Origin of the sequence: Kitasatospora sp. NPDC056138, assembly GCF_042264695.1 — a bacterium.
In the GTDB taxonomy this organism is placed as follows: Bacteria; Actinomycetota; Actinomycetes; order Streptomycetales; family Streptomycetaceae; genus Kitasatospora.
On sequence record NZ_JBHJVK010000013.1, the window covers coordinates 1 to 25,619 of the forward strand.

A 25,619-nucleotide genomic window follows, 5' to 3' on the forward strand; every position below is an offset into this window, starting at 1 on the left:
GCCACCCGGGAAGGGGTGGCGGCCACCGGCCGTTCGAGGCGATCAGGCCTTGCGGAGCTGGAAGGCGAGGCCGAGGCTCTCGTCGGAGAAGGTCTCGGACTCCCAGTCGGCGGCGCCGGCGGCGAAGTCGGTCGCGAGGACCTCCTCGGCGACCAGGTGGCCGTGTTCGGCGATGGCCTCGGCGGTCTCCTCGTTGGCGGCGTGCCAGCGCAGGACGATGCGGTCGGCGACGTCCAGTCCGGAGTTCTTCCGGGCCTCCTGGATCTGGCGGATGGCGTCGCGGGCGACGCCGAGCCGCTTGAGCTCCGGGGTGATGGCCAGGTCGAGGGCGACGGTGGCGCCGGACTCGTTGGCGACCGCCCAGCCCTCGCGCGGGGTCTCGGTGATGACGACCTCGTCGGGGGAGAGGGCGATCTGCTCGCCGTTCAGTTCGACGCTCGCACTGCCGGTGGCGCGCAGCGAGGCGGCGAGCTCCGCCGCGTCGGCGGCCGCCACGACCTTGGCCACGTCCTGGACGCCCTTGCCGAAGCGCTTGCCCAGGGCCCGGAAGTTGGCCTTGGCGGTGGTGTCCACCAGCGAGCCCCCGACCGTTGCGAGCGACTCCAGGGTGGAGACGTTGAGCTCCTCGGCGATCTGCGCGCGCAGGTCCTCGGGCAGCTCCTCCCAGCCCTGGGCGGCGATCAGGGCCCGGGAGAGCGGCTGACGGGTCTTCACACCGGACTCGGCGCGGGTGGCGCGGCCCAGCTCGACCAGGCGGCGGACCAGTGCCATGTGCCGGGAGAGGTCGGTGTCGATCAGCGACTCGTCCGCGACCGGCCACTCGGCCAGGTGCACCGAGGCCGGGGCCTCGGAGTCGACCGGGACGACCAGGTCCTGCCAGACCCGCTCGGTGATGAACGGGGTGAGCGGGGCCATCAGGCGGGTGACGGTCTCCAGGGCCTCGTGCAGGGTGGCGAGCGCCGCGGCGTCGCCCTGCCAGAAGCGGCGACGCCCGCGCCGGACGTACCAGTTGGAGAGGTCGTCGACGAAGCCGGAGAGCAGCTTGCCGGCCCGCTGGGTGTCGTACGACTCCAGTGCGGCGTCCACCTCGCGGACCAGGGTGTTCAGCTCGGAGAGCACCCAGCGGTCCAGCTGCGGCCGGTCGGCGGGCGCCGGGTCGGCGGCGGAGGGGGCCCAGCCGGCGGTGCGGGCGTACAGGGCCTGGAAGGCGACGGTGTTCCAGTAGGTGAGCAGCGTCTTGCGCACCACCTCCTGGATCGTGCCGTGGCCGACCCGGCGGGCCGACCAGGGCGAGCCGCCGGCCGCCATGAACCAGCGGACCGCGTCGGCGCCGTGCTGGTCCATCAGCGGGATCGGCTGGAGGATGTTGCCCAGGTGCTTGGACATCTTGCGGCCGTCCTCGGCGAGGATGTGGCCCAGGCAGACCACGTTCTCGTAGGACGACTTGTCGAAGACCAGGGTGCCGACGGCCATCAGCGTGTAGAACCAGCCGCGGGTCTGGTCGATCGCCTCGGAGATGAACTGGGCCGGGTAGCGGCTCTCGAACAGCTCCTTGTTCTGGTACGGGTAGCCGTACTGGGCGAACGGCATCGAACCCGAGTCGTACCAGGCGTCGATCACCTCGGGCACCCGGACCGCGGTGCCGGGGCACTGCGGGCAGCCGAAGGTCACGTCGTCGATGTACGGGCGGTGCGGGTCGAGGTCGCTCTGGTCGGTGCCGGTCAGCTCGGAGAGTTCGGCCAGCGAGCCGACGCAGGTGAGGTGGTTCTCCTCGCAGCGCCAGATCGGCAGCGGGGTGCCCCAGTAGCGGTTGCGGCTCAGCGCCCAGTCGATGTTGTTGTTCAGCCAGTCGCCGAAGCGGCCGTGCTTGACGTTCTCGGGGAACCAGTTGGTCTTCTCGTTCTCCCGGATCAGCGCGTCCTTGACCGCGGTGGTGCGGATGTACCAGGACGGCTGCGCGTAGTACAGCAGCGCGGTGTGGCAGCGCCAGCAGTGCGGGTAGCTGTGCTCGTACGGGAGGTGGCGGAAGAGCAGGCCGCGCGCGGCGAGGTCGGCGACCAGGGTTTCGTCGGCCTTCTTGAAGAAGACGCCGCCGACCAGCGGGACGTCGGCCGCGAAGGTGCCGTCCGCCTCGACCGGGTTGACCACCGGCAGGCCGTACTTGCGGCAGGTCGCGAGGTCGTCCGCGCCGAAGGCCGGGGCCTGGTGGACGATACCGGTGCCGTCCTCGGTGGTGACGTAGTCGGCGTTGAGGACGAAGTGCGCGCCCTCCAGCTCGACCAGCTCGAACGGGCGCTGGTAGGCCCAGTGCTCCATCTCGGCGCCGGTGAACGACTGGCCGGTGGTCTCCCAGCCCTCGCCGAGCGCCTTGCCGACCAGCTGCTCGGCGACGACCAGCTGCTCGTTGCCGTCGGTGGCCACCACGTAGGTGACCTCGGGGTGCACGGCGGCGGCGGTGTTGGAGACCAGGGTCCACGGGGTGGTCGTCCAGACCAGCAGTGCGGCCCGGCCGGCCAGCGGGCCGCTGGTCAGCGGGAAGCGGACGAAGACCGAGGGGTCGACGACGGTCTCGTAGCCCTGGGCCAGCTCGTGGTCGGAGAGGCCGGTGCCGCAGCGCGGGCACCAGGGGGCGACCCGGTGGTCCTGGACCAGCAGGCCCTTGTCGAAGATCTGCTTGAGCGACCACCAGACCGACTGGACGTAGGACGGGTCCATGGTGCGGTAGGCCTGGTCGAGGTCGACCCAGTAGCCCATCCGCTCGGTGAGCTTGGTGAACTCGTCGGTGTGCCGGGTGACCGACTCGCGGCACTTGGCGTTGAACTCGGCGATGCCGTAGCGCTCGATGTCCTGCTTGCCGGAGAAGCCGAGTTCCTTCTCGACGGCCAGCTCGACCGGGAGGCCGTGGCAGTCCCAGCCGGCCTTGCGGGCGACGTGGTAGCCCTTCATCGTCCGGAAGCGGGGGAACACGTCCTTGAAGACGCGGGCCTCGATGTGGTGCGCACCGGGCATGCCGTTGGCGGTCGGCGGGCCCTCGTAGAAGACCCACTCGGGGCGGCCCTCGGACTGCTCCAGGCTGCGCTGGAAGACCTTGTTGTCGCGCCAGAAGCTCAGGATCTGGTGCTCGAGGGCGGGCAGGTCCACCTGCGCGGGGACGGCGTTGTAGGTGGTCATCGCGGGTGTCTACCTCCGGCGGATGCTTGGACTGGATCCTCCGGAGGGACGAGACGGCCAGCCGTCCCGCGGTACCACCCTCCTTGACCGCGGTACTGCTGCTCGCGGCCCTCTTGTTTGGGTTGTGCTGCCGGGTCTACTGGGCCGTCGGGCCGTTCTTCCGGCGGCTCAGGGGTGATCTTCCCGTCGTGCACGCCTCCGGGCTCGCACCGTCCCCGGATCGCTCGTGGCTGCGTACGTCGGTACTCGTCCCATCAGCGCCTTGCAGGCCCAGTGTATCCGGCCGCACAAGCCGGTTAAGCCGTAACTCGCCCGTCGTCCGGGGTGCGGCGCGCGGTGAGGTTAGCGGATGACGATCTGGGCACAACTTGGTCAGCAACTCGGGTGGGGCGGCAGCGGCGGCTGCTCGGGTGGGTTGAAATCGGGGCATCGGTATGTCCCGTTGTGACCGGATTCGATGGGGATTATCGTTCCGGCACTGGAAGCCGCCGGGAACCGGCGGTTCGTTTCGTTCGTAGATGAGGTCGAAGCCATGGCTGACAAGGCAATCGGCGGTACCGCCACCGAGCGGGCACGCAAGGCCGTGGCGGGCGACTCAGGGGAGGGCACCGTGACCAACGCACGGCACAAGACCAGCACCACGACCGGCCGCGCTGCCGCTACCAGCCGCAACCACACCCCGGTGGGCACGGGGGCCCGCGGCGGCGCCGAGTCGGTGGACCCGGCCGAGCTGCCGATCCGTCCCGGCGAGGAGCCCTGGACCTCGGCCGAGGTCGCCGAGCTGCACGCCGAGCTGAACGACGAGCTGGGGCGGCTGCGGGCCGAGATCGAGTCGGCCGAGGCCGCGATCACCGGCCTGATGCGTGACTCCAACGACGGCGCGGGGGACGACCAGGTCGACGCCGGCACCAAGAACATCAACCGGGAGAGTGAGCTCGCGCTGGCCAACAACGCCCGCGACAGCCTCGCCCAGGCCGAGCGCGCGCTGGCCCGGCTCGAAGGGGTCGGCTTCGGCGTCTGCGAGTCCTGCGGCCAGGCGGTGGGCAAGGCCAGACTGCAGGCCTTCCCGCGGGCGACCCTCTGCGTGAGCTGCAAGGCGAAGCAGGAACGCCGGTAGCACCGGGCCGAGCTCTTTCGGCGGATCGAAGTGTCGCTCGGGTCGGAATGGACCTGGGGGTCGGGCGTTGCCGTACGCTCGACCCCGTAACGTCGGCCCTCATGTCACGGCAGCGGAGCGGATCATCAGTACGCCAGGTTCCCCCCAAACCCAGGACGACTCCGTCCCGACCGCGCCCGTGGAGGCTGCCGTGGACGAGCCCGTCGGCGCCACTGCCGCCGGTGCGGCGCCGGGCGTCGTCCGCCGCCGCCGGATCGGTGTGCTGCTGACCGTCGCGCTGCTCGCCTACCTGGTCGACCTGGGCAGCAAGCTGCTCGTGGTGGCCCGGCTCGAGAGCCACCAGCCGATCCAGGTGCTCGGTGACGTGGTCACCCTCCAGGTGATCCGCAACGGGGGGGCCGCCTTCGGCATGGGCCAGGCGATGACGATCGTCTTCACCATGATCGCCTCCGCCGTGATCGTGGTGATCTGGCGGATCGCCCGGAAGCTCTACAGCCTGCCCTGGGCGATCGCGCTCGGCCTGCTGCTCGGCGGCGCTTTCGGCAACCTCACCGACCGGCTGTTCCGCACCCCCGAGGCGTTCCGGGGCCATGTGGTGGACTTCATCTCCGTCCAGCACTTCGCGGTCTTCAACCTGGCCGACTCGGCCATCGTCTGCGGCGGCGTCCTGGTGGTCCTGCTCTCTTTCCGGGGCAGCAACCCGGACGGGACCGTCCACCAGACGGCCAAGGAGGAGTAGCGGCCGACGGGCACGGGGGCCGGACTGCAGAGGCGGGCTCCGCGTTCCGGCATACTCGTACGGGTGAGTACCGCAGCGCAGACCCGCAGCCTCCCCGTACCCGACGGCCTTGAGGGTGAGCGACTCGACGCCGCCCTCGCCCGGATGTTCGGCTTCTCCCGGACGAAGGCCGCCGAGCTGGCCGCCGACGGCAAGGTCACGATCGACGGGACGACGGCAGGCAAGTCGGACCGGGTCGTGGCCGGCAGCTGGCTGGAGGTCGAGATCCCGGCGCCCGCCGCCCCCGTGCAGATCGTCGCCGAGCCCGTCGAGGGCATGCCGATCGTGCACGACGACGACGACATCGTGCTGATCGACAAGCCGGTCGGCGTGGCCGCCCACCCCAGCCCCGGCTGGACCGGTCCGACCGTGATCGGCGGCCTGGCCGCCGCCGGGTACCGGATCTCCACCTCCGGCGCGGCCGAGCGGCAGGGCATCGTGCACCGGCTGGACGTCGGCACCTCCGGCCTGATGGTGGTCGCCAAGTCGGAGCGCGCGTACACCGACCTCAAGCGGCAGTTCCACGACCGGGTCACCGAGAAGAAGTACAACGCGCTGGTCCAGGGCCACCCCGATCCGCTGAGCGGCACCGTGGACGCGCCGATCGGACGCCACCCCAGCTCGGACTGGAAGTGGGCGGTGACCCGGGACGGCAAGCCCTCGGTCACCCACTACGACCTGATCGAGGCGTACCGGGCGGCCTCGCTGCTGGACATCAAGCTGGAGACCGGCCGGACCCACCAGATCCGGGTGCACATGTCCGCGCTGCGCCACCCCTGCGTCGGCGACCTCACCTACGGCGCCGACCCGACCCTGGCCAAGCGCCTGGGTCTGACCCGGCAGTGGCTGCATGCCGTCGCGCTCGGCTTCGAGCACCCGGCGGACGGGCAGTGGGTCGAGTTCAGCAGCCCCTACCCGGCCGATCTGCAGAAGGCCCTCGACATCATCGCCTCGGAGAGCTGAGATGGCGCGGATCGGGGTGGCGGGGACGGAAGCCGAGCTGGCACTGGCGTACGGCATCCGGCGCGAGGTCTTCGTCGAGGAGCAGAACGTGCCCGCCGAGCTGGAGTACGACGAGCTCGACGCCACCTCGGTCCACCTGCTCGCACGCGCCGAGGACGGCTCGCCGCTCGGCACCGGCCGGCTGATCCACGGTGAGCAGGCGCTCGCGCTCACCGGCCGCCCGGGGCGGGTGCTGCTCGGGCGGCTCGCCGTGGCCAAGGCCGCCCGGGGCACCGGACTGGGGGCCGAGCTGGTCCGCGCGATCGAGCAGGCGGGCCGCGAGCGCGGCGGCCTGGAGCTCGAACTGCACGCCCAGGTACAGGCGTTGGGCTTCTACGAGCGGCTCGGCTATGTCGCCGAGGGGCCGGTCTACGACGATGCCGGGATACCGCACCGGACGATGACCCGCGTGCTCTGAGGGGTTCTCCTCGGGGCCCTGTTCACGGGGCCTCGCCGGTGCGGATCCGGGGGAGGGCGTACGGGTGCTCGTCGCGGAGGTAGGCGAAGAGCTGCTCGCGCACCTCGAAGCGGAGGACGGCCGCGTCGTCCGGGGTCCGGGCGGTCATGGCGGCCCGGACCACCAGGGTGCTCGGAGTGCTGTCGGTGATCTGGAGGGACCACTCCATGCCGTCCCAGAGCGGTGAGTCCACCAGGAGCCGGTGCAGGGCGGCGCGCAGCTGGTCGACTGGTGTGCGGTGGTCGAGGTGGAGCAGGACCCAGGCGAGCAGACCGGGATCCCGACGGGTCCAGTTCTCGAACGGGCGGCTGACGAAGTACGAGACCGGGACGATCAGCCGGCGGTAGTCCCAGAGCCGTACCACCAGGTAGGAGAGGGTGATCTCCTCCACCGTGCCCTGCTGGCCGTCCACCACGACGGTGTCGCCGATCCGTACGGTGTCGCCGAAGGCGATCTGCAGGCCGGCGAAGAAGTTGCCCAGGGTGCTCTGGGCGGCGATACCGGCCACGATGCCCAGGATTCCGGCCGAGGCCAGCAGGCTGGCGCCGACGGTGCGCATCGCGTGGAAGGTCAGCAGCATCGCGGCGGCCGTGACCACGGCGATCACCGCGCTGACCACCCGGCGCAGCATGCCGATCTGGGTCCTGACCCGCTGCACCCGGGCCGCGTCGTCGGTGACGCTCTCGTACCGGCCGAGCACCGCCTCCAGCGCCGCCGCCACGATCCTGACGGTCAGCCAGCCGAGGCAGGCGAGCAGGAGCAGCAGGACGACGTGGTGCAGCTCGCCGTCGCGTACGTCGAACAGCCGCTCCAGTGGCTGCCCGGCCAGCAGCAACCCGGTGGCGACCACCAGTTGGAGGGGGATCCGGCAGCGTCGCAGCAGGGGCCAGACCGGCGCCTGCGGGTGGCGGGCGGCGACCCGTTGCAACGCCTGGTCGGCGAGCCAGCCGACGGCCAGGGTGACGGCGACGACGGCGAGCAGGGTGGCGAGCGGCCAGAGCACGGGATACCTCGACGAGGTCGGCACCGGGTGTTCCTAGGGTGGTCTTCCGGGGGTGGTACTCCGGGGTGTTTTGCACCATACCGCGGCTGTTTGACGGCCCGGGTGATTGGCGTGACGGCCCGTGAGCGGCCTGCCTATCATCAGAGCGAGCGATGGTTCGAACGAGCGGAGGATGGGGCCCATGAGCGCCGAACGGGAGATCGCCGACGAGGAGCTGATGGAGGTCGGCTACGACGCGGAGCAGGCGCACCGGCTGCACAAGGCACTGCGGACCATCGCGGACAACCCGTCGGTGGGCGACGGGTTGCAGCGGATGGCCAAGGACGTGCTCAGCGGCCGGGTCTCGATGAACGAGGTGGTGCGCTCCGACGGGTACCTCGGTCTGATCGGCGATCGGCTCTCCCAGATGCACAAGGCCGCCGAGGAGTTGACGCCCGAGGAGCAGGCGGAGTCCGAGCGGCGGGCGGAGAAGATGCGCCAGGAGTACGAGCAGGAGGAGCGCGAGGAGCGCGAGCGGCGGGAAGCGGTGGAACGCGGCAGCCGGTAGCAGGGCCGCCCGCGGCGCGGGGTACTCGCACGCTGTGGCGGCGGGTGCCCCGGCCCCGGGGCTGGAGGTCCAGGTGGACCGGGTTCTTGACGGTCTTCCGGTCCGGGACGGCGATGAGGAGCGGGGAGGCGCCCGGACCCTCCGGCAGGGCCGTCGGACTGCCGGGTCGGTCGCCTTGGCGCAGTGCGGAGTCCGGCACCCGGATCGGAAGGTGCCGAGCCGGTGGGCGTCGGCGCAGTCGATCGTGACGTGTCGTACCAGGGAGGCCGTGCGCGCGAGCAGGGCGGCTCCGGGATGGTGGGCCCTGCCCTTTCGGGTGGGTGGGCTTACGACGTCCCTACCGCGGAAACGGATAGGATCGGTACCCATGAGCTTCGGTGGGGCATGGCGTCGCTGGCGCAGAGGTCTGACGACCCGCAGGGTGCTGGCCGGCTCGGTGGCGCTGGTGCTGTTGGCCGGGGCCGGTACGGCCGCGGTGGCGGTCGGGTCCGACCAGGCAGCGGTGCACGAGGAGGATCGTTTCCTCGATATGCCCGAGACGCCGGGCAGCAAGCAGACCGTCCGGCTGGACACCTCCTTCTTCACCACCGGCGACAGCCCCCGCCCGGCCGTCCTGCTGGCACACGGCTTCGGCGGCAGCAAGAACGGGGAGCGCGACCGCGCCCGGCAGCTGGCCCGCTCCGGGTACGCCGTGCTGACCTGGTCGGCGCGCGGTTTCGGCGCCTCCGGCGGGAAGATCGGCCTGGATGCGCCCGATCGGGAGATCGAGGACGTCAAGCACCTGGTCGACTGGCTGGCCAAGCGCCCCGAGGTGCAGCTGGACGCCCCCGGTGACCCCCGGGTCGGCATCACCGGTGCCTCGTACGGCGGCGGCGCCGCGCTGCTGGCAGCCGCGTACGACCCCCGGATCGATGCGGTGGCCAGCCAGATCACCTGGTGGAACCTGGCCGATGCGCTCTTCCCGCAGGGCGTCCGGGGGAGCGGCGCGGCCGACGGGGTCTTCAAGAAGCTCTGGGCCGGGATCTTCTTCACCACCGGTTCGGCCGGGGACCCGACCTCCGCCTCGGCCCGGCGGCCGGGGGGCGCTGCCGGGCCGGTCGGCTGCGGGCGCTTCCTGGACTCGCTCTGCGCGATGTACGACCGGGTCGCGACCAGCGGCCGGGCGGATGCCGACGCGATCGCCACCCTGGAGCGGTCCAGCCCGTCCTCGGTGGCCTCCCGGATCAAGGTGCCGACGCTGGTGGTGCAGGGCCAGCAGGACTCGCTGTTCCCGCTGGACCAGGGCGACGCCATCGCCAGGGCGGTCGCCGCGAACGGCGCGCCGGTCGGCGTGGACTGGTTCGCCGGCGGCCACGACGGCGGTACCGAGGGCAGCACCCGGGTGGACTCACGGGTCACCGGGTGGTTCGACCACTACCTGAGGGGCGCGAAGAACGACACCGGCCCGGCCTTCCGGGTGACCCGTACCGGCGGGGTCGACTCCACCGGCTTCCAGACCGTGCTGCGCGGCGCCGACGCCGACAGCTACCCCGGGCTGTCGGGCACGGGCTCGCACAGCTTCGAGCTCGACGGCCGCACCCAGGAGGTCGCCAACCCGCCGGGTGGCGCGCCGCCGAACATCTCCACGCTGCCGGGGATCGGTGCGCTCTCCCAGCTCGCGTCGGTCGGCACGGGGCTCTCGCTGGACTTCCCCGGCCAGTCCGCAGCCTTCGAGTCCGCGCCGCTGGACCAGAGCCTGCACCTGACCGGCGCACCCGGGGTCTCTGTCCACGTCCGGGCCGACCGGCCGGACGCGGTGCTCTTCGCGAAGCTGTACGACGTCGGACCGGACGGCAGCAGGACGCTGCCGCAGCAACTGGTCGCCCCGCTGCGGGTGACCGGTGCGGACGCGCCCGGCGGACGCACCGTCGAGGTCGCCCTGCCCGCCGTGGACCACACCTTCGAGTCGGGGCACCGGCTCAGCCTGGTGCTGGCCACCACCGACCTCGCGTACGCCTCGCCCGCCGAACCCGCCACCTACCAGGTCTCGGTGGCCGGACCGCTGACCGTGCCCACCGTGGCCGGGCTGCGCACCGAGGCGGCTCCGCTGCCCGTCCGGACCTGGCTGCTGCCGCTGGGTGCCGTCGTGCTGGCCGCGCTGCTGCTGTTCGGCCGCCGGCTGCGTCCGGGCCGGGCCCGCAGGCCGGCCGCCGACCCGACGCTGGCCGAAGTCCCGCTGCAGATCAGCGGGTTGAGCAAGCGCTACCACGGTGCGGCGGACCGGTACGCGGTCAAGGACCTGACCTTCCGGGTGGAGCAGGGCCAGGTGCTCGGCCTGCTCGGCCCGAACGGCGCCGGGAAGACCACCACCCTGCGGATGCTGATGGGCCTGATCCGACCGGACGCGGGGGAGATCCGGCTCTTCGGGCACGCGGTGCGCCCCGGCGCAGCCGTCCTCTCCCGGGTGGGCTCCTTCGTGGAGGGCTCGGGCTTCCTGCCGCACCTCACCGGCCGGGCCAACCTGCGGCTGTACTGGCGGGCCACCGGCCGCCCGGCCGGGGACGCCCACTTCGAGGAGGCCCTGGCCATCGCCGACCTGGGCGAGGCGCTGGACCGCGCGGTGCGCACGTACTCGCAGGGCATGCGCCAGCGGCTGGCCATCGCCCAGGCCATGCTCGGCCTGCCGGACCTGCTGATCCTGGACGAGCCCACCAACGGGCTCGACCCGCCGCAGATCCGCGAGATGCGCGAGGTGATGATCCGGTACGCCGCTGCCGGACGCACCGTCATCGTCTCCAGCCACCTGCTCTCCGAGGTGGAGCAGAGCTGCACCCACCTGGTGGTGATGGACCGCGGACGGCTGGTCAGCGCGGGCGCCGTCGGCGAGATCGTCGGCGAGGGCGAGCTGCTGCTGGTCGGCACCCCGGCCGACTACCCGGCCCAGGAGCTGGCGGCGGCCGCCGGGAAGACGGCCGGCCTGGCGGGCGTCGGTACGGTCTCGGTGGTCGAGAACGGCCTGCTGGTGCAGCTCGACGGCATGACGGCCGGCCGGCTGGTCGCCGAACTGGTCGGACTCGGAGTCCCGGTGGAGCGGGTCGGACCGCACCGGCGACTGGAGGACGCGTTCCTGTCCCTGATCGGAGGCTCGGCGTGAGCACGTTGACGGCTGACCACGCGGCGGGCTACCGGGCCGGCCGGACCCTGCCGCTGCGGGTGGAGATCATCCGCCAGCTGCGGCGGCGGCGGACCCTGGTGATGACGGCGGTGCTGGCGGCGATGCCGCTGGTCATCCTGGCGGCGTTCCAGATCGGCGGCACCCCCGACCGGCCCGGCCGCACCACCTTCATCGAGCTGGCCACCGCCTCCGGGCCCAACTTCGCCGCCACCATGCTCTTCATGGGCACCGGGTTCATGCTGGTCATCCCCGTCGCGCTGTACTGCGGGGACACCGTGGCCTCCGAGGCCAGCTGGTCCTCGCTGCGGTACCTGCTGGCGGCGCCGGTGCCCAGGGCCAGGCTGCTGGCGCGCAAGTTCACGGTCGGGCTGCTCTTCTCGGCGGCCACGATCGTGCTGCTGCCGCTGGTCGGCCTGGTGGTGGGCACCGCGGCGTACGGCTGGGGCGACCTCAGACTGCCGACCGGCGTCAGTCTGCCCGCCTCGGTCGCGCTGCCCCGGCTCGCCCTCGCGGTGGCCTTCGTTCTCCTCAGCGAACTGGTCATCGCGGCGCTCGCGTTCTGGCTGTCGACCGTGACGGACGCCCCGCTGGGGGCGGTCGGCGGGGCGGTGTTCGTCACGATCATCACCGGTGTGCTGGACGCGGTCACCGCGCTCGGCTCGCTGCGCGAGTGGCTCCCGGCGCACTGGCAGTACTCCTGGGCCGACGCGCTGCAGCCCCGGCTGGAGTGGGGCGGCATGCTCCAGGGCGTCTCGCTCTCGGTCAGTTACGCGATCGTGCTGCTCGCGCTCGCCTTCCGGGGCTTCGCCCGCAAGGACGTGGTGTCCTGATCCACGGGTGGCCCGGAGGGGAGCGAGCAGACCCCGGAGGGGAGTGACAGCACCGTGCGCCCGCGCCGCCGGGCCCGGCACGCCAGGCCGGACACGTCCGGGGGCGGACGGTCGGCGGGTGCCGAGGGGGCGGGCGGGATGGGCGATGATGGACGCGACCGTGGTGTCCCCCAGCGAAGGATCGAATTCGTGGCCCAGATCGTGCTCTTCCACTCCGTCTACGGACTGCGCCCGGCGGTGTCGGCCGCGGCCGAGCGACTGCGTGCGGCCGGGCACGTGGTGCACACGCCGGACCTGTACGAGGGGCGGGTCTTCGACGACGTCGAGGCGGGGACGGCGTACCAGGAGGAGATCGGCAACGACGAGCTGCTGCGGCGGGCCGTCGGTGCGGTCGCGCCGCTGCTGAGCTCGGGCGGGGCGGCCGGGGAGGGGCTGGTGTACGCCGGGTTCTCGCTCGGCGGGGCGCTGGCGCAGAACCTGGCGCTGGCGGACGAGCGGGCCCGGGGCCTGCTGCTCCTGCACGGCACCTCGGACATCCGGGAGGACGCGCGGACCGGGATCCCGGTCCAGCTGCACGTCGCCGAGCCGGACCCGTTCGAGTCGGAGGACTGGCTGAACGCCTGGTACCTGCTGATGTCCCGGGCCGGTGCCGACGTCGAGGTGCACCGCTACCGGGGCGCCGGCCACCTCTACACCGACCCGGAGCTGCCGGACCACGACGCCGAGGCCGCCGAGCGGACCTGGTCCGCCGCACTGGCCTTCCTCGCGGAGCTGGACGGCTGACGCGAGCGCGGCCGTCCGGGTCGAAGGAGGCGGTCACCCGGCCGGCTCCGGACCCGGGCCGGGAGGTGCGTCCGGTGGGCGAGGTGATGCGCCCGGTGGGCGAGGGGAAGGATTAGACTCGGTCGCGCGAACGCGGAAGCCGTGGTCCGGGCCCTGAGGGTGGCCCGGGCCTTACGTGTTTCACCGCCCCGCGATCCCGTACCGAGACCCCGGAGGCCCCGCCTTGAGCGACCAGCCGTACGCGCACCTGCACGTCCACACCGAGTACTCGATGCTCGATGGTGCTGCCCGGCTGAAGCAGCTGTTCAAGGAGGTCGAGCGGCTCGGGCAGACCCACGTCGCGATGACCGACCACGGCAACATGTACGGCGCGGCGGAGTTCCACAAGCAGGCCACCGCGGCGGGTATCACCCCGGTGATCGGCATCGAGGCGTACGTCGCACCGGAGGCCCGCCACAACACCAAGCGCATCCTGTGGGGCCAGCCGCACCAGAAGAAGGACGACGTCTCGGCGTCCGGTGCCTACACCCACAAGACCATCTGGGCCCGGAACAGGGAGGGCCTGCACAACCTCTTCAAGCTGACCTCGCGCTCCTACGCCGAGGGCTGGCTGGTGAAGTGGCCCCGGATGGACAAGGAGATCATCGCCGAGCACGCGGCCGGGCTGATGGCCACCACCGGATGCCCGTCCGGCGAGGTGCAGACCAGGCTGCGGCTCGGCCAGTTCGACGAGGCGGTCAAGTCCGCCGCCGACTACCAGGACATCTTCGGCCGGGAGAACTACTTCCTGGAGCTGATGGACCACGGCCTGGACATCGAGAAGCGGGTCCGTGACGGGCTGCTGGAGATCAGCAGGAAGCTGGACATCCCCCCGGTGGTCACCAACGACTCGCACTACACCACCGAGGCCGACGCGGGCGCGCACGACCTGCTGCTCTGCGTGCAGACCGGCAAGAACCTCTCCGACCCGGACCGGTTCCGCTTCGACGGCACCGGCTACTACATCAAGTCGGCCGCCGAGATGTACGGCCTGGACTCCTCGGACGCCTGGCAGGAGGGCTGCCGCAACAGCCAGCTCCTGGTCGCCGAGCGGGTCGACACCAGCGGCATGTTCGAGTTCAAGAACCTGATGCCGCGCTTCCCCATCCCGGAGGGCTTCCAGAGCGAGGCGGACTTCTTCAGGTCCAAGGTCTGGGAGGGCATGGACTGGCGCTTCCCGGGCGGCTACGACGAGGAGCACCGGAAGCTCGCCGAGTACGAGATGGACACCATCGTCCAGATGGGGTTCCCGGCGTACTTCCTCGTGGTCGCCGACTTCATCATGTGGGCGAAGAGCCAGGGCATCGCGGTGGGCCCCGGCCGTGGCTCGGCGGCCGGTTCGCTGGTCGCGTACGCGATGGGCATCACCGACCTCGACCCGATCCCGCACGGCCTGATCTTCGAGCGCTTCCTCAACCCCGAGCGCATCTCGATGCCCGACGTCGACATCGACTTCGACGAGCGCCGGCGCGGTGACGTGATCCGCTACGTGACGGAGAAGTGGGGCTCCGACAAGGTCGCCATGATCGTCACGTACGGCACCATCAAGGCGAAGGCCGCCATCAAGGACTCCTCCCGGGTCCTCGGCTACCCCTACGCGATGGGTGACCGGATCACCAAGGCGATGCCGCCGGACGTGATGGGCAAGGGCATCCCGCTCTCCGGGATCACCGACAGCTCGCACCCGCGCTACGGCGAGGCGGGCGAGATCCGCGGCCTGTACGAGAACGACCCGGACGTCAGGAAGGTCATCGACACCGCGCGCGGCATCGAGGGCCTGATCCGTCAGCCCGGTGTGCACGCGGCCGGCGTCATCATGTCCGCCGAGCCGCTGACCGACCACATCCCGGTCTGGACCCGGCACACCGACGGTGTGACCATCACGCAGTTCGACTACCCCACCTGCGAGGGCCTCGGCCTTCTGAAGATGGACTTCCTCGGCCTGCGCAACCTCACGATCATGGACGACGCCGTCAAGGCGATCGAGAAGAACAAGGGCATCAAGATCAACCTGCTTGATCTGCCCCTGGACGACAAGCCCACCTACGAGCTGCTCGCCCGCGGCGACACGCTCGGCGTCTTCCAGCTCGACGGCGGCCCGATGCGCTCGCTGCTGCGCCTGATGAAGCCCGACAACTTCGAGGACATCTCCGCCGTCCTCGCGCTGTACCGACCGGGCCCGATGGGCGTCAACTCGCACACCAACTACGCCCTGCGCAAGAACGGCCAGCAGGACATCACCCCGATCCACCCGGAGCTGGAGAAGCCCCTGGAGGAGATCCTCAAGCCGACCTACGGCCTGATCGTCTACCAGGAGCAGGTGCAGAAGGCCGCGCAGATCCTGGCCGGCTACTCACTCGGCCAGGCCGACCTGCTGCGCCGGGCGATGGGCAAGAAGAAGAAGGAGATCCTGGAGGCGGAGTTCGTCCCGTTCCAGAAGGGCTGCCGGGAGCACGGCTACTCGGACGCGGCCGTCCAGGCGGTCTGGGACGTCCTGGTCCCCTTCTCCGGCTACGCGTTCAACAAGGCCCACACCGCCGGGTACGGGCTGGTCTCGTACTGGACCGCGTACCTCAAGGCCAACTACCCGGCCGAGTACATGTCCGGGCTGCTCACCTCGGTCAAGGACGACAAGGACAAGTCCGCGGTCTACCTCAACGAGTGCCGCAAGATGGGCATCCAGGTGCTCCCGCCGGACGTGAACGAGTCGGACTCGGACTTCACCCCGCACGGTGACACCCTCGTCCGCTTCGGCCTCACCGCGATCCGCAACGTCGGCGGGCCGGTGGTGGATTCGATGATCCGCACCCGGAAGGCCAAGGGGAAGTACACCTCCTTCCCCGACTTCCTGGACAAGGTGGAGTCGGTGGTCTGCAACAAGCGGACCGTCGAATCCCTCATCAAGGCGGGTGCGTTCGACTCGCTCGGGCACACCCGCAAGGGCCTGACCGCCGAGTTCGAGCCGATGATCGACAACGTGGTCGGGGTCAAGCGCAAGGAGGCCGAGGGCCAGTTCGACCTGTTCGGCGGGGACACCGCCTCCGACGAGCCGAGCTTCGGCCTCGACGTGGTGTTCGCCGAGGACGAGTGGGAGAAGGCCTTCCTGCTCACCCAGGAGCGCGAGATGCTCGGGCTCTACGTCTCCTCGCACCCGCTGCACGGCATCGAGCACGTCCTCGCCGACAAGGCGGACTGCGCCATCGCCGACCTCGCCGAGCGCCCCGACGGCGCCATCGTCACCATCGGCGGCATCATCTCGGGCCTCCAGCGGAAGATGACCAAGCAGGGCAACGCCTGGGCCATCGCCACCGTCGAGGACCTGGCCGGCTCGATCGACTGCATGTTCTTCCCGGCCAGCTACCAGCTGGTCTCCTCCCAACTGGTCGAGGACGCCGTGGTGTTCGTGCGCGGCAAGCTCGACAAGCGGGAGGACGTGCCGCGGCTGATGGGCATGGAGCTGTCCGCACCGGACCTCTCCAACGCGCACGCCGAGGCGCCGATCGTCATCTCCATCCCGAGCGTGAAGATCACCCCGCCGCTGGTCGCCCGGCTCGGCGAGGTGCTCACCCACCACCGGGGCACCACCGAGGTGCGGCTGCGGCTGGAGGGCGCCCGGCAGACCACGGTGCTGCGGCTCGACCGGCACCGGGTGAAGTCCGACCCGGCGCTGTTCGGGGACCTCAAGCAGCTGCTCGGTCCGAGCTGCCTGGTGAGTTAGCGGCGGTGCGGGGCGCGGGACTTCGGGAACGGACGTTCCCGGCGTCCCCCGCCCGGTGCGGGACCCCGGGCGGGAGCGGCGGTGCCGGTGCGCCTGGCGGACAGTCGACCCGGCTGTGGATCAGGCGGATCGGGTGCCGAGTCCGGCCGGGACGGCGGTGTGCAGGGCGGCGATGAAGGCGGCCACGGCCGGGTGGGCACCTGCCCCGGCACGGAACGCGGTACGGGTGCGCCGGTACATCGGCAGCCGGGTGAGGGTCACCCCCGGGTGCGCTCCCGCCGTCACCCCGAGGTGCGGGACCAGGGCCACCCCCTGGCCGGCCGCCACCAGGGCCAGCACGGTGGTGAAGTCGTCGATCCAGTGCCTGACCTGCGGGGTGAACCCGGCTGCCGCGCAGGCGCGTTGGGCCATGGTGTGGCAGAGCGTGCCGAGCGGGGCCATGATCCAGGGGGCGTCCCGGTGCTCGGCGAGCCCGCCAGGGGCGAGCGCGGCGAGGTACATCGGCTCGGTGAACAGCGGCGCGGTGACCGCCAGGCCCGGCTCCGGCTCGGCCGGGACGAGGTCGTACTCGTGGACCAGCGCGACGTCCAGCTCGCCCGCGCGCAGCGCGGCGGCCACGCCGGCCGGGTCCACCTCGGTCACCATCGGCACCAGCCCCGGATGCCGCCCGGCCAGCTCGGCCAGCGCGGCCGGGATGATCGCGCGGGCGGCCGACGGATAGGTCCCGATCCGCAGCGGACCGGCCAGCCCCCGGCGGGCGTGCGCCAGCTCCGCCCCCGCCTGTTCCAGCCGCTCCAGCACCGCCTCCGCGTGCCGGACCAGGTTCTTCCCGGCCGGGGTGAGCGCCACCCGCCGCCCGCTGCGCTCCAGCAGGGCCACCCCGGCCTCCCGCTCCAGCGCCGACAGCTGCTGGGAGACCGCCGACGGGCTGAAGGAGAGCGAGTCGGCGACCGCGGCAATGGTCCCCAGGTGGGCGAGTTCGCGCAGCAGGCGCAGACGGCGGACATCGAGCATCAGCTCAGCTTACGAGAAGCCTCGGAAATGTGAACTGGACCTGCACGGTGCCCGGACGGCAGGCTCGGGGGCATGGAACTGCAGGGGATCTACGTACCGCTGGTCACGCCGTTCGACGAGGACGGCTCCGTCGCCGCCGACGCCCTGGACGGGCTGGCCCGCACGGTGCTGGACCAGGGGGCCGCCGGGCTGGTCGCGCTCGGCACCACCGGGGAGCCCGCCACCCTGGACGAGGACGAGCGCCGGACCGTCACCGAGGTCTGCGCCCGGGTCTGCCGCGAGCGCGGCGTCCCGCTGATCGTCGGAGCGGGGAGCAGCGACACCCGGCGCAGCGCCCGGCAGCTCGCCGGGCTGACCGGCGTGGACGCGGCGCTGGTGACCGTCCCGGCCTTCACCCGGCCGGGCGAGGCCGGGGTCCTGGCGCACTTCGAGCACCTGGCCGCGCACAGCGCCGTACCGCTGGTGATCTACCACATCCCCTACCGGACGGGGCAGGCGCTGAGCACCGCCACCCTGCGCAGCCTGCTGGCGCTGCCCGGGGTGGCCGGGATCAAGTACGCGGCGGGCGGGATCGACGAGGACACCGTCGAGCTGCTCGCGGACGGGCCCGCCGGGGTCATGGGCGGGGACGACGCGGTGTTCTCGCCGCTGCTCGCGCTGGGCGCCGCCGGGGGCGTCCTGGCCTCGGCCCACCTGGCCACCGACCGGTTCGTGGAACTGGTGGACGCCTGGCACAAGGGCGACGCCGTGCGGGCCCGGGAACTCGGCCACCGGCTGGCGGCACTCTCCGGCTCGGCCTTCGCCGAGCCCAACCCGAGCGTGATCAAGGGAGTGCTGCACGCGCAGGGGCGGATTCCCACGGCGGCGGTGCGGCTGCCGCTGCTCCCGGCGGGCGAGGCGTCGGTGGGGCGGGCGCTGGAGCTGCTCGCCGCCGTCGGCTAGTGCCCCGAGGGGTCCTTCGGGACGTCCGCCGGGGTGACCACAGCGTGGGACGAAATCTCGGGTTGGGTCGCCGACCAGGCATGATGGGCCAGGTGCGGGGCCAGAACGAGCACAGCAGAGCAACAGGAGGAGTCCGATGAGGATCGGCATCGTAGGAGCCACCGGCCAGGTCGGCAGCGTGATGCGCCGTGTACTGGCCGAGCGCAACTTCCCGGTGGAGCAGCTGAGGCTCTTCGCCTCGGCCCGTTCGGCCGGCCGGACCCTGGAGTGGCAGGGCACCACGATCACCATCGAGGACGCCGCCACGGCCGACTACAGCGGCCTGGACATCGTGCTCTTCTCGGCCGGCGGCGCCACCTCCAAGGCCCTGGCGCCCAAGGTCGCCGAGGCCGGCGCGGTCGTGATCGACAACTCCTCGGCCTGGCGCCGCGACCCCGAGGTCCCGCTGGTGGTCGCCGAGGTCAACCCGCACGCGATCGCGGACCGGCCCAAGGGCATCATCGCCAACCCGAACTGCACCACCATGGCCGCCATGCCGGTGCTGCGCCCGCTGCACCAGGAGGCCGGGCTGGTCAGCCTGGTGGTCTCCACCTACCAGGCGGTCTCCGGCAGCGGCCTGGCCGGTGTCGCCGAACTGCACGAGCAGGCGACCAAGGTGGTGGACGCCGCCCAGGCGCTGACCCACGACGGTTCGGCGGTCGAGTACCCCGAGCCGCAGGTCTACAAGCGCCCGATCGCCTTCAACGTGCTCCCGCTGGCCGGCTCGATCGTGGACGACGGCTCGTTCGAGACCGACGAGGAGCAGAAGCTCCGCCACGAGAGCCGCAAGATCCTGGAGATCCCCGAGCTGAAGGTCTCCGGCACCTGCGTCCGCGTCCCGGTCTTCACCGGTCACTCGCTCCAGGTCAACGCCCGGTTCGCGGCCGGGATCACCCCGCAGCGCGCCCTGGAGCTGCTGGCCGACGCGCCGGGCGTCGAGCTGTCGGAGATCCCGACCCCGCTCCAGGCGGCCGGTCAGGACCCGACCTACGTCGGCCGGATCCGCGCGGACGAGACGGTCGAGCACGGTCTGTCGCTCTTCCTCTCCAGCGACAACCTGCGCAAGGGAGCGGCCCTCAACGCCGTCCAGGTGGCCGAGCTGGTCGCCGCCGAGCTCAAGGGACGCTGACCCCTTCGACGGGCTCGTGACCGGGTGCCGGGCCTCCGCGGGAGGCCCGGCACCGCCGTCACCGCCCGGGCTTCGCCGCGACGGTGACGGTGAGCGGGGGCGAGATCGCGCTGCCCGTCCACTTGTCACCCGGCGAGTACCACTGGAACTCGCCCGTGCCGCTCGCCCGGACACGGGCGGTGACGGTGCCGGTGGGATCCGAGAGGGCGGTCGCGACCGTCGTCCAGTGGCTGCTGCCGTGCGGGCGGAACTGGAGGTAGGCCGTCCCGCCCTCGTAGCCGTGGTACTTGTTGTCGCTCCAGAACGAACGGTTCAGCCAGCCCTTGACCGTCAGTTCCCGCCCCTCGTCGGCGTGCGGGGGAACCCCGTACCCGGAGATCCGGGCCGCCCGCTTGAGCGAGAAACCGCCCGCGGTCTGGCCGACGAAGTGGTCGCCGTCGTTGGCGTTCACCTTGAGGTCCACGAACCAGGTGCCGGCCTCGTCGTTGTAGACGTCCTTCCTGGCCGGGTCGACGGTCACCGTGCCCCGGCACACCGAGACGGTGTGCGAGGTCGGGGTGCACTTCATCGGACTCGCCTTCAGCACCCCGTACGAGGGACCCCAGACACCGATCGGACTCACCGAGCGGATGCCGGAGCCGTCCTCGGCCGTCACCTCCAACGGGAAGGTGACCGGCTCGGTCGGGCCGACCAGGATTGTCCGGCCCCCGTTGACGGTGATCCCGAGCACCCGGGTGTCACCCTGCGACGTGTCCGTGGTGACGGTGGGTACCAGCAGCACCGCGCCCGCCGCCAGGACGGTCGCCACGCACAGGACCGCAATTCTCTTCCGCATCGATCCCTCAGTATTGCCAGTGGCCGGGCCCGCTCCTGCCACACATGATCCGATCGGACGGTTCGCCGCCCGATCGGAGGGTAAAGAAGTGCGCAACGGTAGTGCGGTCCGGGGTCCAGCGCCCCCGCAGGGCGTACCGGCGCACCTCCGGTCACCGGTGGCCGACCCGGAGAAGAGGTGCGGATTTTGGACCGCTGCGTCGTCCTTGTGGACGCCGGATACCTGTTGGGAGCAGCCGCCAGCCTACTGGCCGGAGAACCCTCCCGATCCCGGGTCACCGTGGACCACACCGCGCTGATCGCCGCCCTGCGGGCCCGGGCCGAGGCCGAGACCGGGCTGCCGCTGCTCCGGATCTACTGGTTCGACGCCGCCCCCGACCGCCGTCCGCTGCCCGAGCACCGGCGCCTGCGGGTGCTTCCCCGGGTCACCGTGCGGCTGGGTGCGCTCACCCGGGCCGAGGGCCGCTGGGTGCAGAAGGGCGTCGACGCCGTGATGCACGCCGAGCTCGCCGAACTGGCCCGCAACCGCGCCTGCGCCGACGTGGTGCTGGTCACCGGTGACGGCGACCTGCTGCCCGGCATGATGTCCGCCAAGGAGCACGGCGTGGTCGTCCACCTGTGGGCCCTGCAGGCCGCCGACGGCGACTTCAACCAGTCCGAGGACCTGGTCGGCGAGGCCGACGAGCGCCGGGTCCTGGACCGCGAGTGGATCGAGCCCTGGGTACGGCTGCGGGAGGCGCTGCCCGCCCACCCGCTCGGCGAGCCCCGGCCCGAGATCGCCCAGCTGCTCGCCGCCCCGCCCACCGCGGGCCACCCCGGGCACCCGGTCGCCCCGCCCCGCCCGGAACAGCCCGCCGCGCTGGCCGAGGAGATCCAGCAGGGCGCCGCGCTCAAGGTGGTGCCGACCCCCAGGGACCTCGCCCACCGGGCGCCGCCCGCACCCTCCGCCGGGCCCGCCTCGATCGTGCTGCGCTGGTCCTCCGAGCGGGGCTGGGTGGACCGGCCCGGCTCCGAGAACCACACCGCCGGCGACGGCCTGCCGATGCTGGCCCAGCTCACCACCGCGGAACAGCGCTGGGCCGACCGCGAGGAGGACATCACCAGCATCGGCGGCGACGCCCACGAGGTCGGGCAGGTCTTCGCCCGGCGCTGGACGGACCGCCTCGGCTCCGCCTCCCGGCTCACCCCGCTCTGGGCCGACTACCCGCGCATCCCGCACCGGCTGGACGGCGAGCTGCTCCGCTACGCCGCCCGGTTCGGCCTGCTCGCCCACAAGGACGACCAGATCGACGAGCACGACCGCTATGCGATCCGGGCCGGATTCTGGAAGGAGCTGGCCGCCCGGGTGCCCGGCGGTGAGCTGCTGACCGCCGAGGGCCGCGCCGACGGGTGAACGCCGCGGGCGGCGCACATCCACGGGGGTGAACGCCCGGGGCCGCACGTCCACGGGGCCGACCGGCCTGGTCCCGGTGATTGCAACCCCCTTGTCCTGATCTGCTCTGCCAGCGCGTAGAGTCTTCGACCGTGAGCGACACCGACCGGCCGGCACCGCAGGCCAGGCCGCAAGGCGACCTCGGCGGGACCGGGCAACACACCGGGCAGTGCTGCACCGTACGAGACCTTGCCAAGACGTACCGCAGCCCGAGCCGGGGCCTCGGCCGAGGCCGTGGCCGCGGTGCGGCCGGAGACAGCGGTGCGGCCGGGAACGGCAGTGCGGCCGGGAACGGCGGCGTCGGCGGGACGGGCGAGATCCGGGCCAACGACGGCATCGACCTGGACATCCGGTGCGGTGAGGTCTTCGGCCTGCTCGGCCCGAACGGCGCGGGGAAGTCCACCCTGGTCCGTCAGCTCACCGGGTTGCTCCGCCCGGACCGGGGCAGTGTGCAGATCCTCGGCCACGACATCGTCCGGCACCCCGAGCGGGCCGCCAGACTGCTCGCCTACCTCGGCCAGGAGTCCACCGCGCTGGACGAGCTGACCGTCGCCCTCGCCGCCGAGACCACCGGACGCCTGCGCGGGCTCACGCTGGCGCAGGCCCGCAGCGAGTCCGCCGACGTGCTGGCCGAACTCGGACTCGAACCGCTCGCGCACCGCCCGCTCGCCAAGCTCTCCGGCGGCCAGCGCCGCCTGGCCTGCTTCGCCGCCGCGCTGGTGGGGGAGCGGCCGCTGCTCGTCCTGGACGAGCCCACCACCGGCATGGACCCGGTCGCCCGCCGCGCCGTCTGGTCGGCGGTGGACCGCCGCCGCGCCGAGCGCGGCACCACCGTGCTGCTGGTCACCCACAACGTCATCGAGGCGGAGACCGTCCTGGACCGGGTCGCCGTGATCGACCACGGCCGGGTCATCGCCTGCGACACCCCCGGCGGACTGAAGGCCCTGGTCGACGGCGACGTCCGGCTCGACCTGGTCTGGCGGACCGAGGCCCCGACCGAGGTCCCCGCCGTCGCCCGGCTCGCCGAGCAGGCCGAGTGCACCGGCCGCCGCTGGACCGTCCGCACCAGTCCCGAGCAGGCCCGGGAACTGGTCGCCGCCGTCACCACGGGCCCCGCCTTCGCGGCACTCGACGACTTCACCCTGGCCACCCCCAGCCTGGAGGACGCCTACCTCAAGCTGGGCGGTCGAGGCGGGGGGCTGGCGAAGTGAGGCCGCGGTGCGGGGAGGCCGCCGGTGGCGGTTCCGGATGGCTCGCGGGGGCGTTCGACCGGCTGCTGCGGGGTGGCGACGGTCCGGGGACGGGCGTCGGCCGGGTGGGGGTGGCCGCCGGTGGCGGCCGAGTGACGACCTTCTCTTCTTCCGAGGTGGACCGGTGACCCTGCTCGATCGTCCGGTGCTGGTGACCGGGACCGCCGCGCCGCTCGCACCCGCCGCGCGGCTCCTGCCCGCGCTCGCGGCCGTCTACCGTGCCCAGCTGGCCCGTGCCAGGGTCGCCCGGATCCCCCTGCTGTTCGTGGCCACCTTCCAGTCGCTCGGCATCCTGATCATGATGCGCGGCGTGGTGGACCCCGGCGACAACTCGGCCGCACACGCCGTGGTCGCCGGGTCGAGCGTGCTGGTGGTCGCCTTCGTGGCCCTCAACCTGCTCGCCCAGTACTTCGGCAAGCTCCGGGCGACCGGTGGGCTCGACCACTACGCGACCCTGCCCGTCCCGCCCGCCGCCGTCGTGCTCGGCGCGGCTGCCGCGTACGCCTCGTTCACCGTGCCGGGCGCGCTGGTGACGGCTGCCGTGGGGGCGGTGATGTTCTCGCTGCCACTGGCGAACCTGTGGGTCCTGCTGGCCGTGGTCCCGCTGGCGGGTGCCGCGCTGGCCGGCCTCGGCGCCGCCTGCGGGCTGCTCGCGCCGCGTCAGGAGATCGCCACTCTGCTGGGCCAGCTCGGCATGTCCGCCGCGCTGCTGCTGGGCGTCCTGCCGGTGGACCACCTGCCGCAGGTCGTCCGCTGGCTGCGCGACCTGCTGCCCTCGACGTACGGGGTCGAGGCGTTCGCCCGGACCTTCACCCCCGCTCCCGACTGGGCCGCCGTCGCCGGGGACCTGACGGTCTGTGCGGTGGTCGGTCTGGCCTCGCTGACACTGGCGACCCGGGCCTACCGGTGGGCGACCACCCGCTGAGCCGGGTTTCCCGGTGGCGCTCCGTCGAGGGTGGACCCGTCCGGAAGCGGCGAGTCGTGAAACGATGGACCCGTGACCGTACCGAACACACCTGCGGGTCCGGGCGCCGAGCAGATGCCCGCCGCGAACCCGTACGCAGTCGATCCGTACCTCCAGCCGCCGCCGCGTGAACGGCGGCCGCTGCTGCCGGAGCTGCGGATCGGCGTGCTGCTGACGGTGGCCGGTGCGCTGCTGGGCATCGTCGTCGGGCTGCTCTGGCTCTGGCTGGCACCCCGGGTGATGCTCGTCGCGGCCACTGAGGGCGGCCAGTACGTCGTCCGGTACGTCGATCCCGAGGGGGAGCAGCGGGCCGGGGCGGACAGCGTCCTCGCGCTGCTCGGACTGGGTGCCGGGGCGGTCAGTGCGCTGGCGGCCTTCCTGTTCACCCGGGCACGTGGCGGCGGCATCGCCGTGGCGGCGGGGCTGACGGCGGGCGGGCTGGCCGGGTCGCTGATCGCCTGGAAGCTGGGCGAACGGCTGGGGCCGAGCAAGGACGTGTTCGCCCACGCCAAGGCGGCGGGGCTGGGGGTGCCGTTCAGCGCGGCGATCCAGCTCGGGGCGAAGGGCGCGGTGCTGGTGTGGCCGATGGCTGCCCTGGTGCTGCTGCTGATCCTCACGGCCGCTTTCGGCAAGCGGGAGGAGGACCCGCCGCCGTACTGGGCCGGACCGGAGTGGGCCGGCCCCGGCCAGACGTTCGGCGGGATCGTTCCCGCCGAGGCCGGGCACATCGACGCGGCGCCGGTGCCGCCGGGGGCGGAGTCGGGACCGGGAGCGCAGCCGGGACCGGGAGCAGGGCCTGAGCCGGAGACGGGACCGGGCCCGGGGCCGGCGGAGAAGCCCGAGACCGGGCAGGGGACCGTCCCGTCTGCCTGAGGGCCGGCCGGGCCGGTCACGTGGTTCCCCGTGGCCCCGGGGAGCTCAGCGGGCGATGGGTGCGGTGCGGGCCCCGGTGAGGGCGGCCAGGTCGGTGGGGGAGAGCTCGACCTCCAGGCCGCGGCGCCCGGCGGAGACGTAGACGGTCGGGTGGTCGAGGGCGCTGGTGTCCAGGACGGTGCGCAGGGGGCGGCGCTGGCCGAGCGGGGAGATGCCGCCACGGACGTAGCCGCTGCTGCGCTCGGCGGCGGCGGGGTCGGCCATCGCGGCCCGTTTGCCGCCGACGGCCGCGGCCAGCGCCTTGAGGTCGAGTTGCCCGGAGACCGGGACGACGCCGACCGTCAGGGTGCCGTCCACCTCGGCGACCAGTGTCTTGAAGACCCGGGCGCTGTCCACACCCAGGGCCTCGGCGGCCTCGCCACCGTAGGAGGCGGCAGCCGGGTCGTGCTCGTACGCGTGCACGGTGAACGTGACCCTGGCGGCTTCCAGGGCCACCGTCGCGGGTGTGCCCTGCCCGCCCTTCGTCCGCTTCGCCACAGTGTG

At 72.4% G+C, this 25,619-nt stretch carries 20 protein-coding genes; 15 read left to right on the forward strand and 5 right to left on the reverse strand.

The window, feature by feature from the left end:
- Positions 1–42 precede the first annotated feature (42 nt).
- Positions 43–3,171 carry an isoleucine--tRNA ligase gene (gene ileS, locus ACFC1R_RS11490; RefSeq protein ID WP_375936420.1) on the reverse strand — a complete coding sequence of 1,043 codons (3,129 nt, stop codon included), beginning with the start codon at positions 3,169–3,171 and terminating at the stop codon, positions 43–45.
- A 532-nt stretch (positions 3,172–3,703) separates the two neighbouring features.
- On the opposite strand from ileS, the gene ACFC1R_RS11495 reads away from it, so the two are divergent.
- The 4 genes from ACFC1R_RS11495 (at position 3,704) to ACFC1R_RS11510 (ending at position 6,486) form a co-directional block, all read left to right on the forward strand.
- Entirely contained in the window at positions 3,704–4,288 is a 585-nt protein-coding gene (locus ACFC1R_RS11495) for a TraR/DksA family transcriptional regulator (RefSeq protein WP_375936423.1), read from the forward strand.
- 124 nt (positions 4,289–4,412) lie between these two features.
- On the forward strand, positions 4,413–5,027 hold the full coding sequence (lspA, locus tag ACFC1R_RS11500) for a signal peptidase II (RefSeq protein WP_375936716.1): 615 nt from the start codon (positions 4,413–4,415) through the stop codon (positions 5,025–5,027).
- A 63-nt stretch (positions 5,028–5,090) separates the two neighbouring features.
- Complete coding sequence (locus tag ACFC1R_RS11505) at positions 5,091–6,029, forward strand: RluA family pseudouridine synthase (RefSeq protein WP_375936426.1); 939 nt, start codon at positions 5,091–5,093, stop codon at positions 6,027–6,029.
- A 1-nt stretch (position 6,030) separates the two neighbouring features.
- On the forward strand, positions 6,031–6,486 hold the full coding sequence (locus ACFC1R_RS11510; protein ID WP_375936429.1) for a GNAT family N-acetyltransferase: 456 nt from the start codon (positions 6,031–6,033) through the stop codon (positions 6,484–6,486).
- Positions 6,487–6,508: 22 nt separating this feature from the next.
- Here the strand turns inward: ACFC1R_RS11510 and ACFC1R_RS11515 are convergent, their stop codons facing one another.
- Positions 6,509–7,552: a mechanosensitive ion channel family protein gene (locus ACFC1R_RS11515; RefSeq protein WP_375936432.1), complete on the reverse strand. Its 1,044-nt coding sequence runs from the start codon at positions 7,550–7,552 to the stop codon at positions 6,509–6,511.
- Between the two features lie 157 nt (positions 7,553–7,709).
- Between ACFC1R_RS11515 and ACFC1R_RS11520 the strand changes: the two genes are divergently transcribed.
- The 5 genes from ACFC1R_RS11520 (at position 7,710) to dnaE (ending at position 16,599) form a co-directional block, all read left to right on the forward strand.
- On the forward strand, positions 7,710–8,075 hold the full coding sequence (locus tag ACFC1R_RS11520) for a hypothetical protein (RefSeq protein ID WP_375936435.1): 366 nt from the start codon (positions 7,710–7,712) through the stop codon (positions 8,073–8,075).
- 367 nt (positions 8,076–8,442) lie between these two features.
- Positions 8,443–11,208 (forward strand): alpha/beta fold hydrolase, encoded by a 2,766-nt coding sequence (locus ACFC1R_RS11525; RefSeq protein ID WP_375936437.1) that lies wholly within the window; start codon positions 8,443–8,445, stop codon positions 11,206–11,208.
- Positions 11,205–12,059 carry an ABC transporter permease gene (locus ACFC1R_RS11530; protein ID WP_375936440.1) on the forward strand — a complete coding sequence of 285 codons (855 nt, stop codon included), beginning with the start codon at positions 11,205–11,207 and terminating at the stop codon, positions 12,057–12,059. The genes ACFC1R_RS11525 and ACFC1R_RS11530 overlap by 4 nt, the downstream gene beginning before the upstream one ends.
- Before the next feature lie 138 nt (positions 12,060–12,197).
- Positions 12,198–12,842, forward strand: coding sequence for a dienelactone hydrolase family protein (locus tag ACFC1R_RS11535; protein WP_375936443.1), 645 nt, complete (start codon positions 12,198–12,200; stop codon positions 12,840–12,842).
- 223 nt (positions 12,843–13,065) lie between these two features.
- Positions 13,066–16,599, forward strand: a complete 3,534-nt coding sequence (gene dnaE / locus ACFC1R_RS11540; RefSeq protein ID WP_375936446.1) for a DNA polymerase III subunit alpha — start codon at positions 13,066–13,068, stop codon at positions 16,597–16,599.
- Between the two features lie 120 nt (positions 16,600–16,719).
- Here dnaE and ACFC1R_RS11545 read toward each other — a convergent pair whose 3' ends face one another.
- Positions 16,720–17,613, reverse strand: a complete 894-nt coding sequence (locus tag ACFC1R_RS11545; protein WP_375936449.1) for a LysR substrate-binding domain-containing protein — start codon at positions 17,611–17,613, stop codon at positions 16,720–16,722.
- A 72-nt stretch (positions 17,614–17,685) separates the two neighbouring features.
- Between ACFC1R_RS11545 and ACFC1R_RS11550 the strand changes: the two genes are divergently transcribed.
- Complete coding sequence (locus ACFC1R_RS11550; RefSeq protein WP_375936452.1) at positions 17,686–18,555, forward strand: 4-hydroxy-tetrahydrodipicolinate synthase family protein; 870 nt, start codon at positions 17,686–17,688, stop codon at positions 18,553–18,555.
- A 136-nt stretch (positions 18,556–18,691) separates the two neighbouring features.
- A complete protein-coding gene (locus ACFC1R_RS11555; protein ID WP_375936456.1) occupies positions 18,692–19,723 on the forward strand; it encodes an aspartate-semialdehyde dehydrogenase in 1,032 nt (343 codons plus the stop codon).
- A 58-nt stretch (positions 19,724–19,781) separates the two neighbouring features.
- Here ACFC1R_RS11555 and ACFC1R_RS11560 read toward each other — a convergent pair whose 3' ends face one another.
- Entirely contained in the window at positions 19,782–20,558 is a 777-nt protein-coding gene (locus ACFC1R_RS11560) for a hypothetical protein (RefSeq protein ID WP_375936459.1), read from the reverse strand.
- 186 nt (positions 20,559–20,744) lie between these two features.
- On the opposite strand from ACFC1R_RS11560, the gene ACFC1R_RS11565 reads away from it, so the two are divergent.
- The 4 genes from ACFC1R_RS11565 (at position 20,745) to ACFC1R_RS11580 (ending at position 25,076) form a co-directional block, all read left to right on the forward strand.
- Positions 20,745–21,950, forward strand: coding sequence for an NYN domain-containing protein (locus ACFC1R_RS11565; protein ID WP_375936718.1), 1,206 nt, complete (start codon positions 20,745–20,747; stop codon positions 21,948–21,950).
- A 131-nt stretch (positions 21,951–22,081) separates the two neighbouring features.
- Positions 22,082–23,200 (forward strand): ABC transporter ATP-binding protein, encoded by a 1,119-nt coding sequence (locus tag ACFC1R_RS11570; RefSeq protein WP_375936462.1) that lies wholly within the window; start codon positions 22,082–22,084, stop codon positions 23,198–23,200.
- Positions 23,201–23,363: 163 nt separating this feature from the next.
- Entirely contained in the window at positions 23,364–24,164 is an 801-nt protein-coding gene (locus ACFC1R_RS11575) for an ABC transporter permease (protein WP_375936465.1), read from the forward strand.
- Positions 24,165–24,236: 72 nt separating this feature from the next.
- Positions 24,237–25,076 (forward strand): hypothetical protein, encoded by an 840-nt coding sequence (locus tag ACFC1R_RS11580; RefSeq protein ID WP_375936468.1) that lies wholly within the window; start codon positions 24,237–24,239, stop codon positions 25,074–25,076.
- 45 nt (positions 25,077–25,121) lie between these two features.
- Here ACFC1R_RS11580 and ybaK read toward each other — a convergent pair whose 3' ends face one another.
- Entirely contained in the window at positions 25,122–25,613 is a 492-nt protein-coding gene (ybaK, locus tag ACFC1R_RS11585; protein WP_375936471.1) for a Cys-tRNA(Pro) deacylase, read from the reverse strand.
- Between the last annotated feature and the right edge of the window lie 6 nt (positions 25,614–25,619).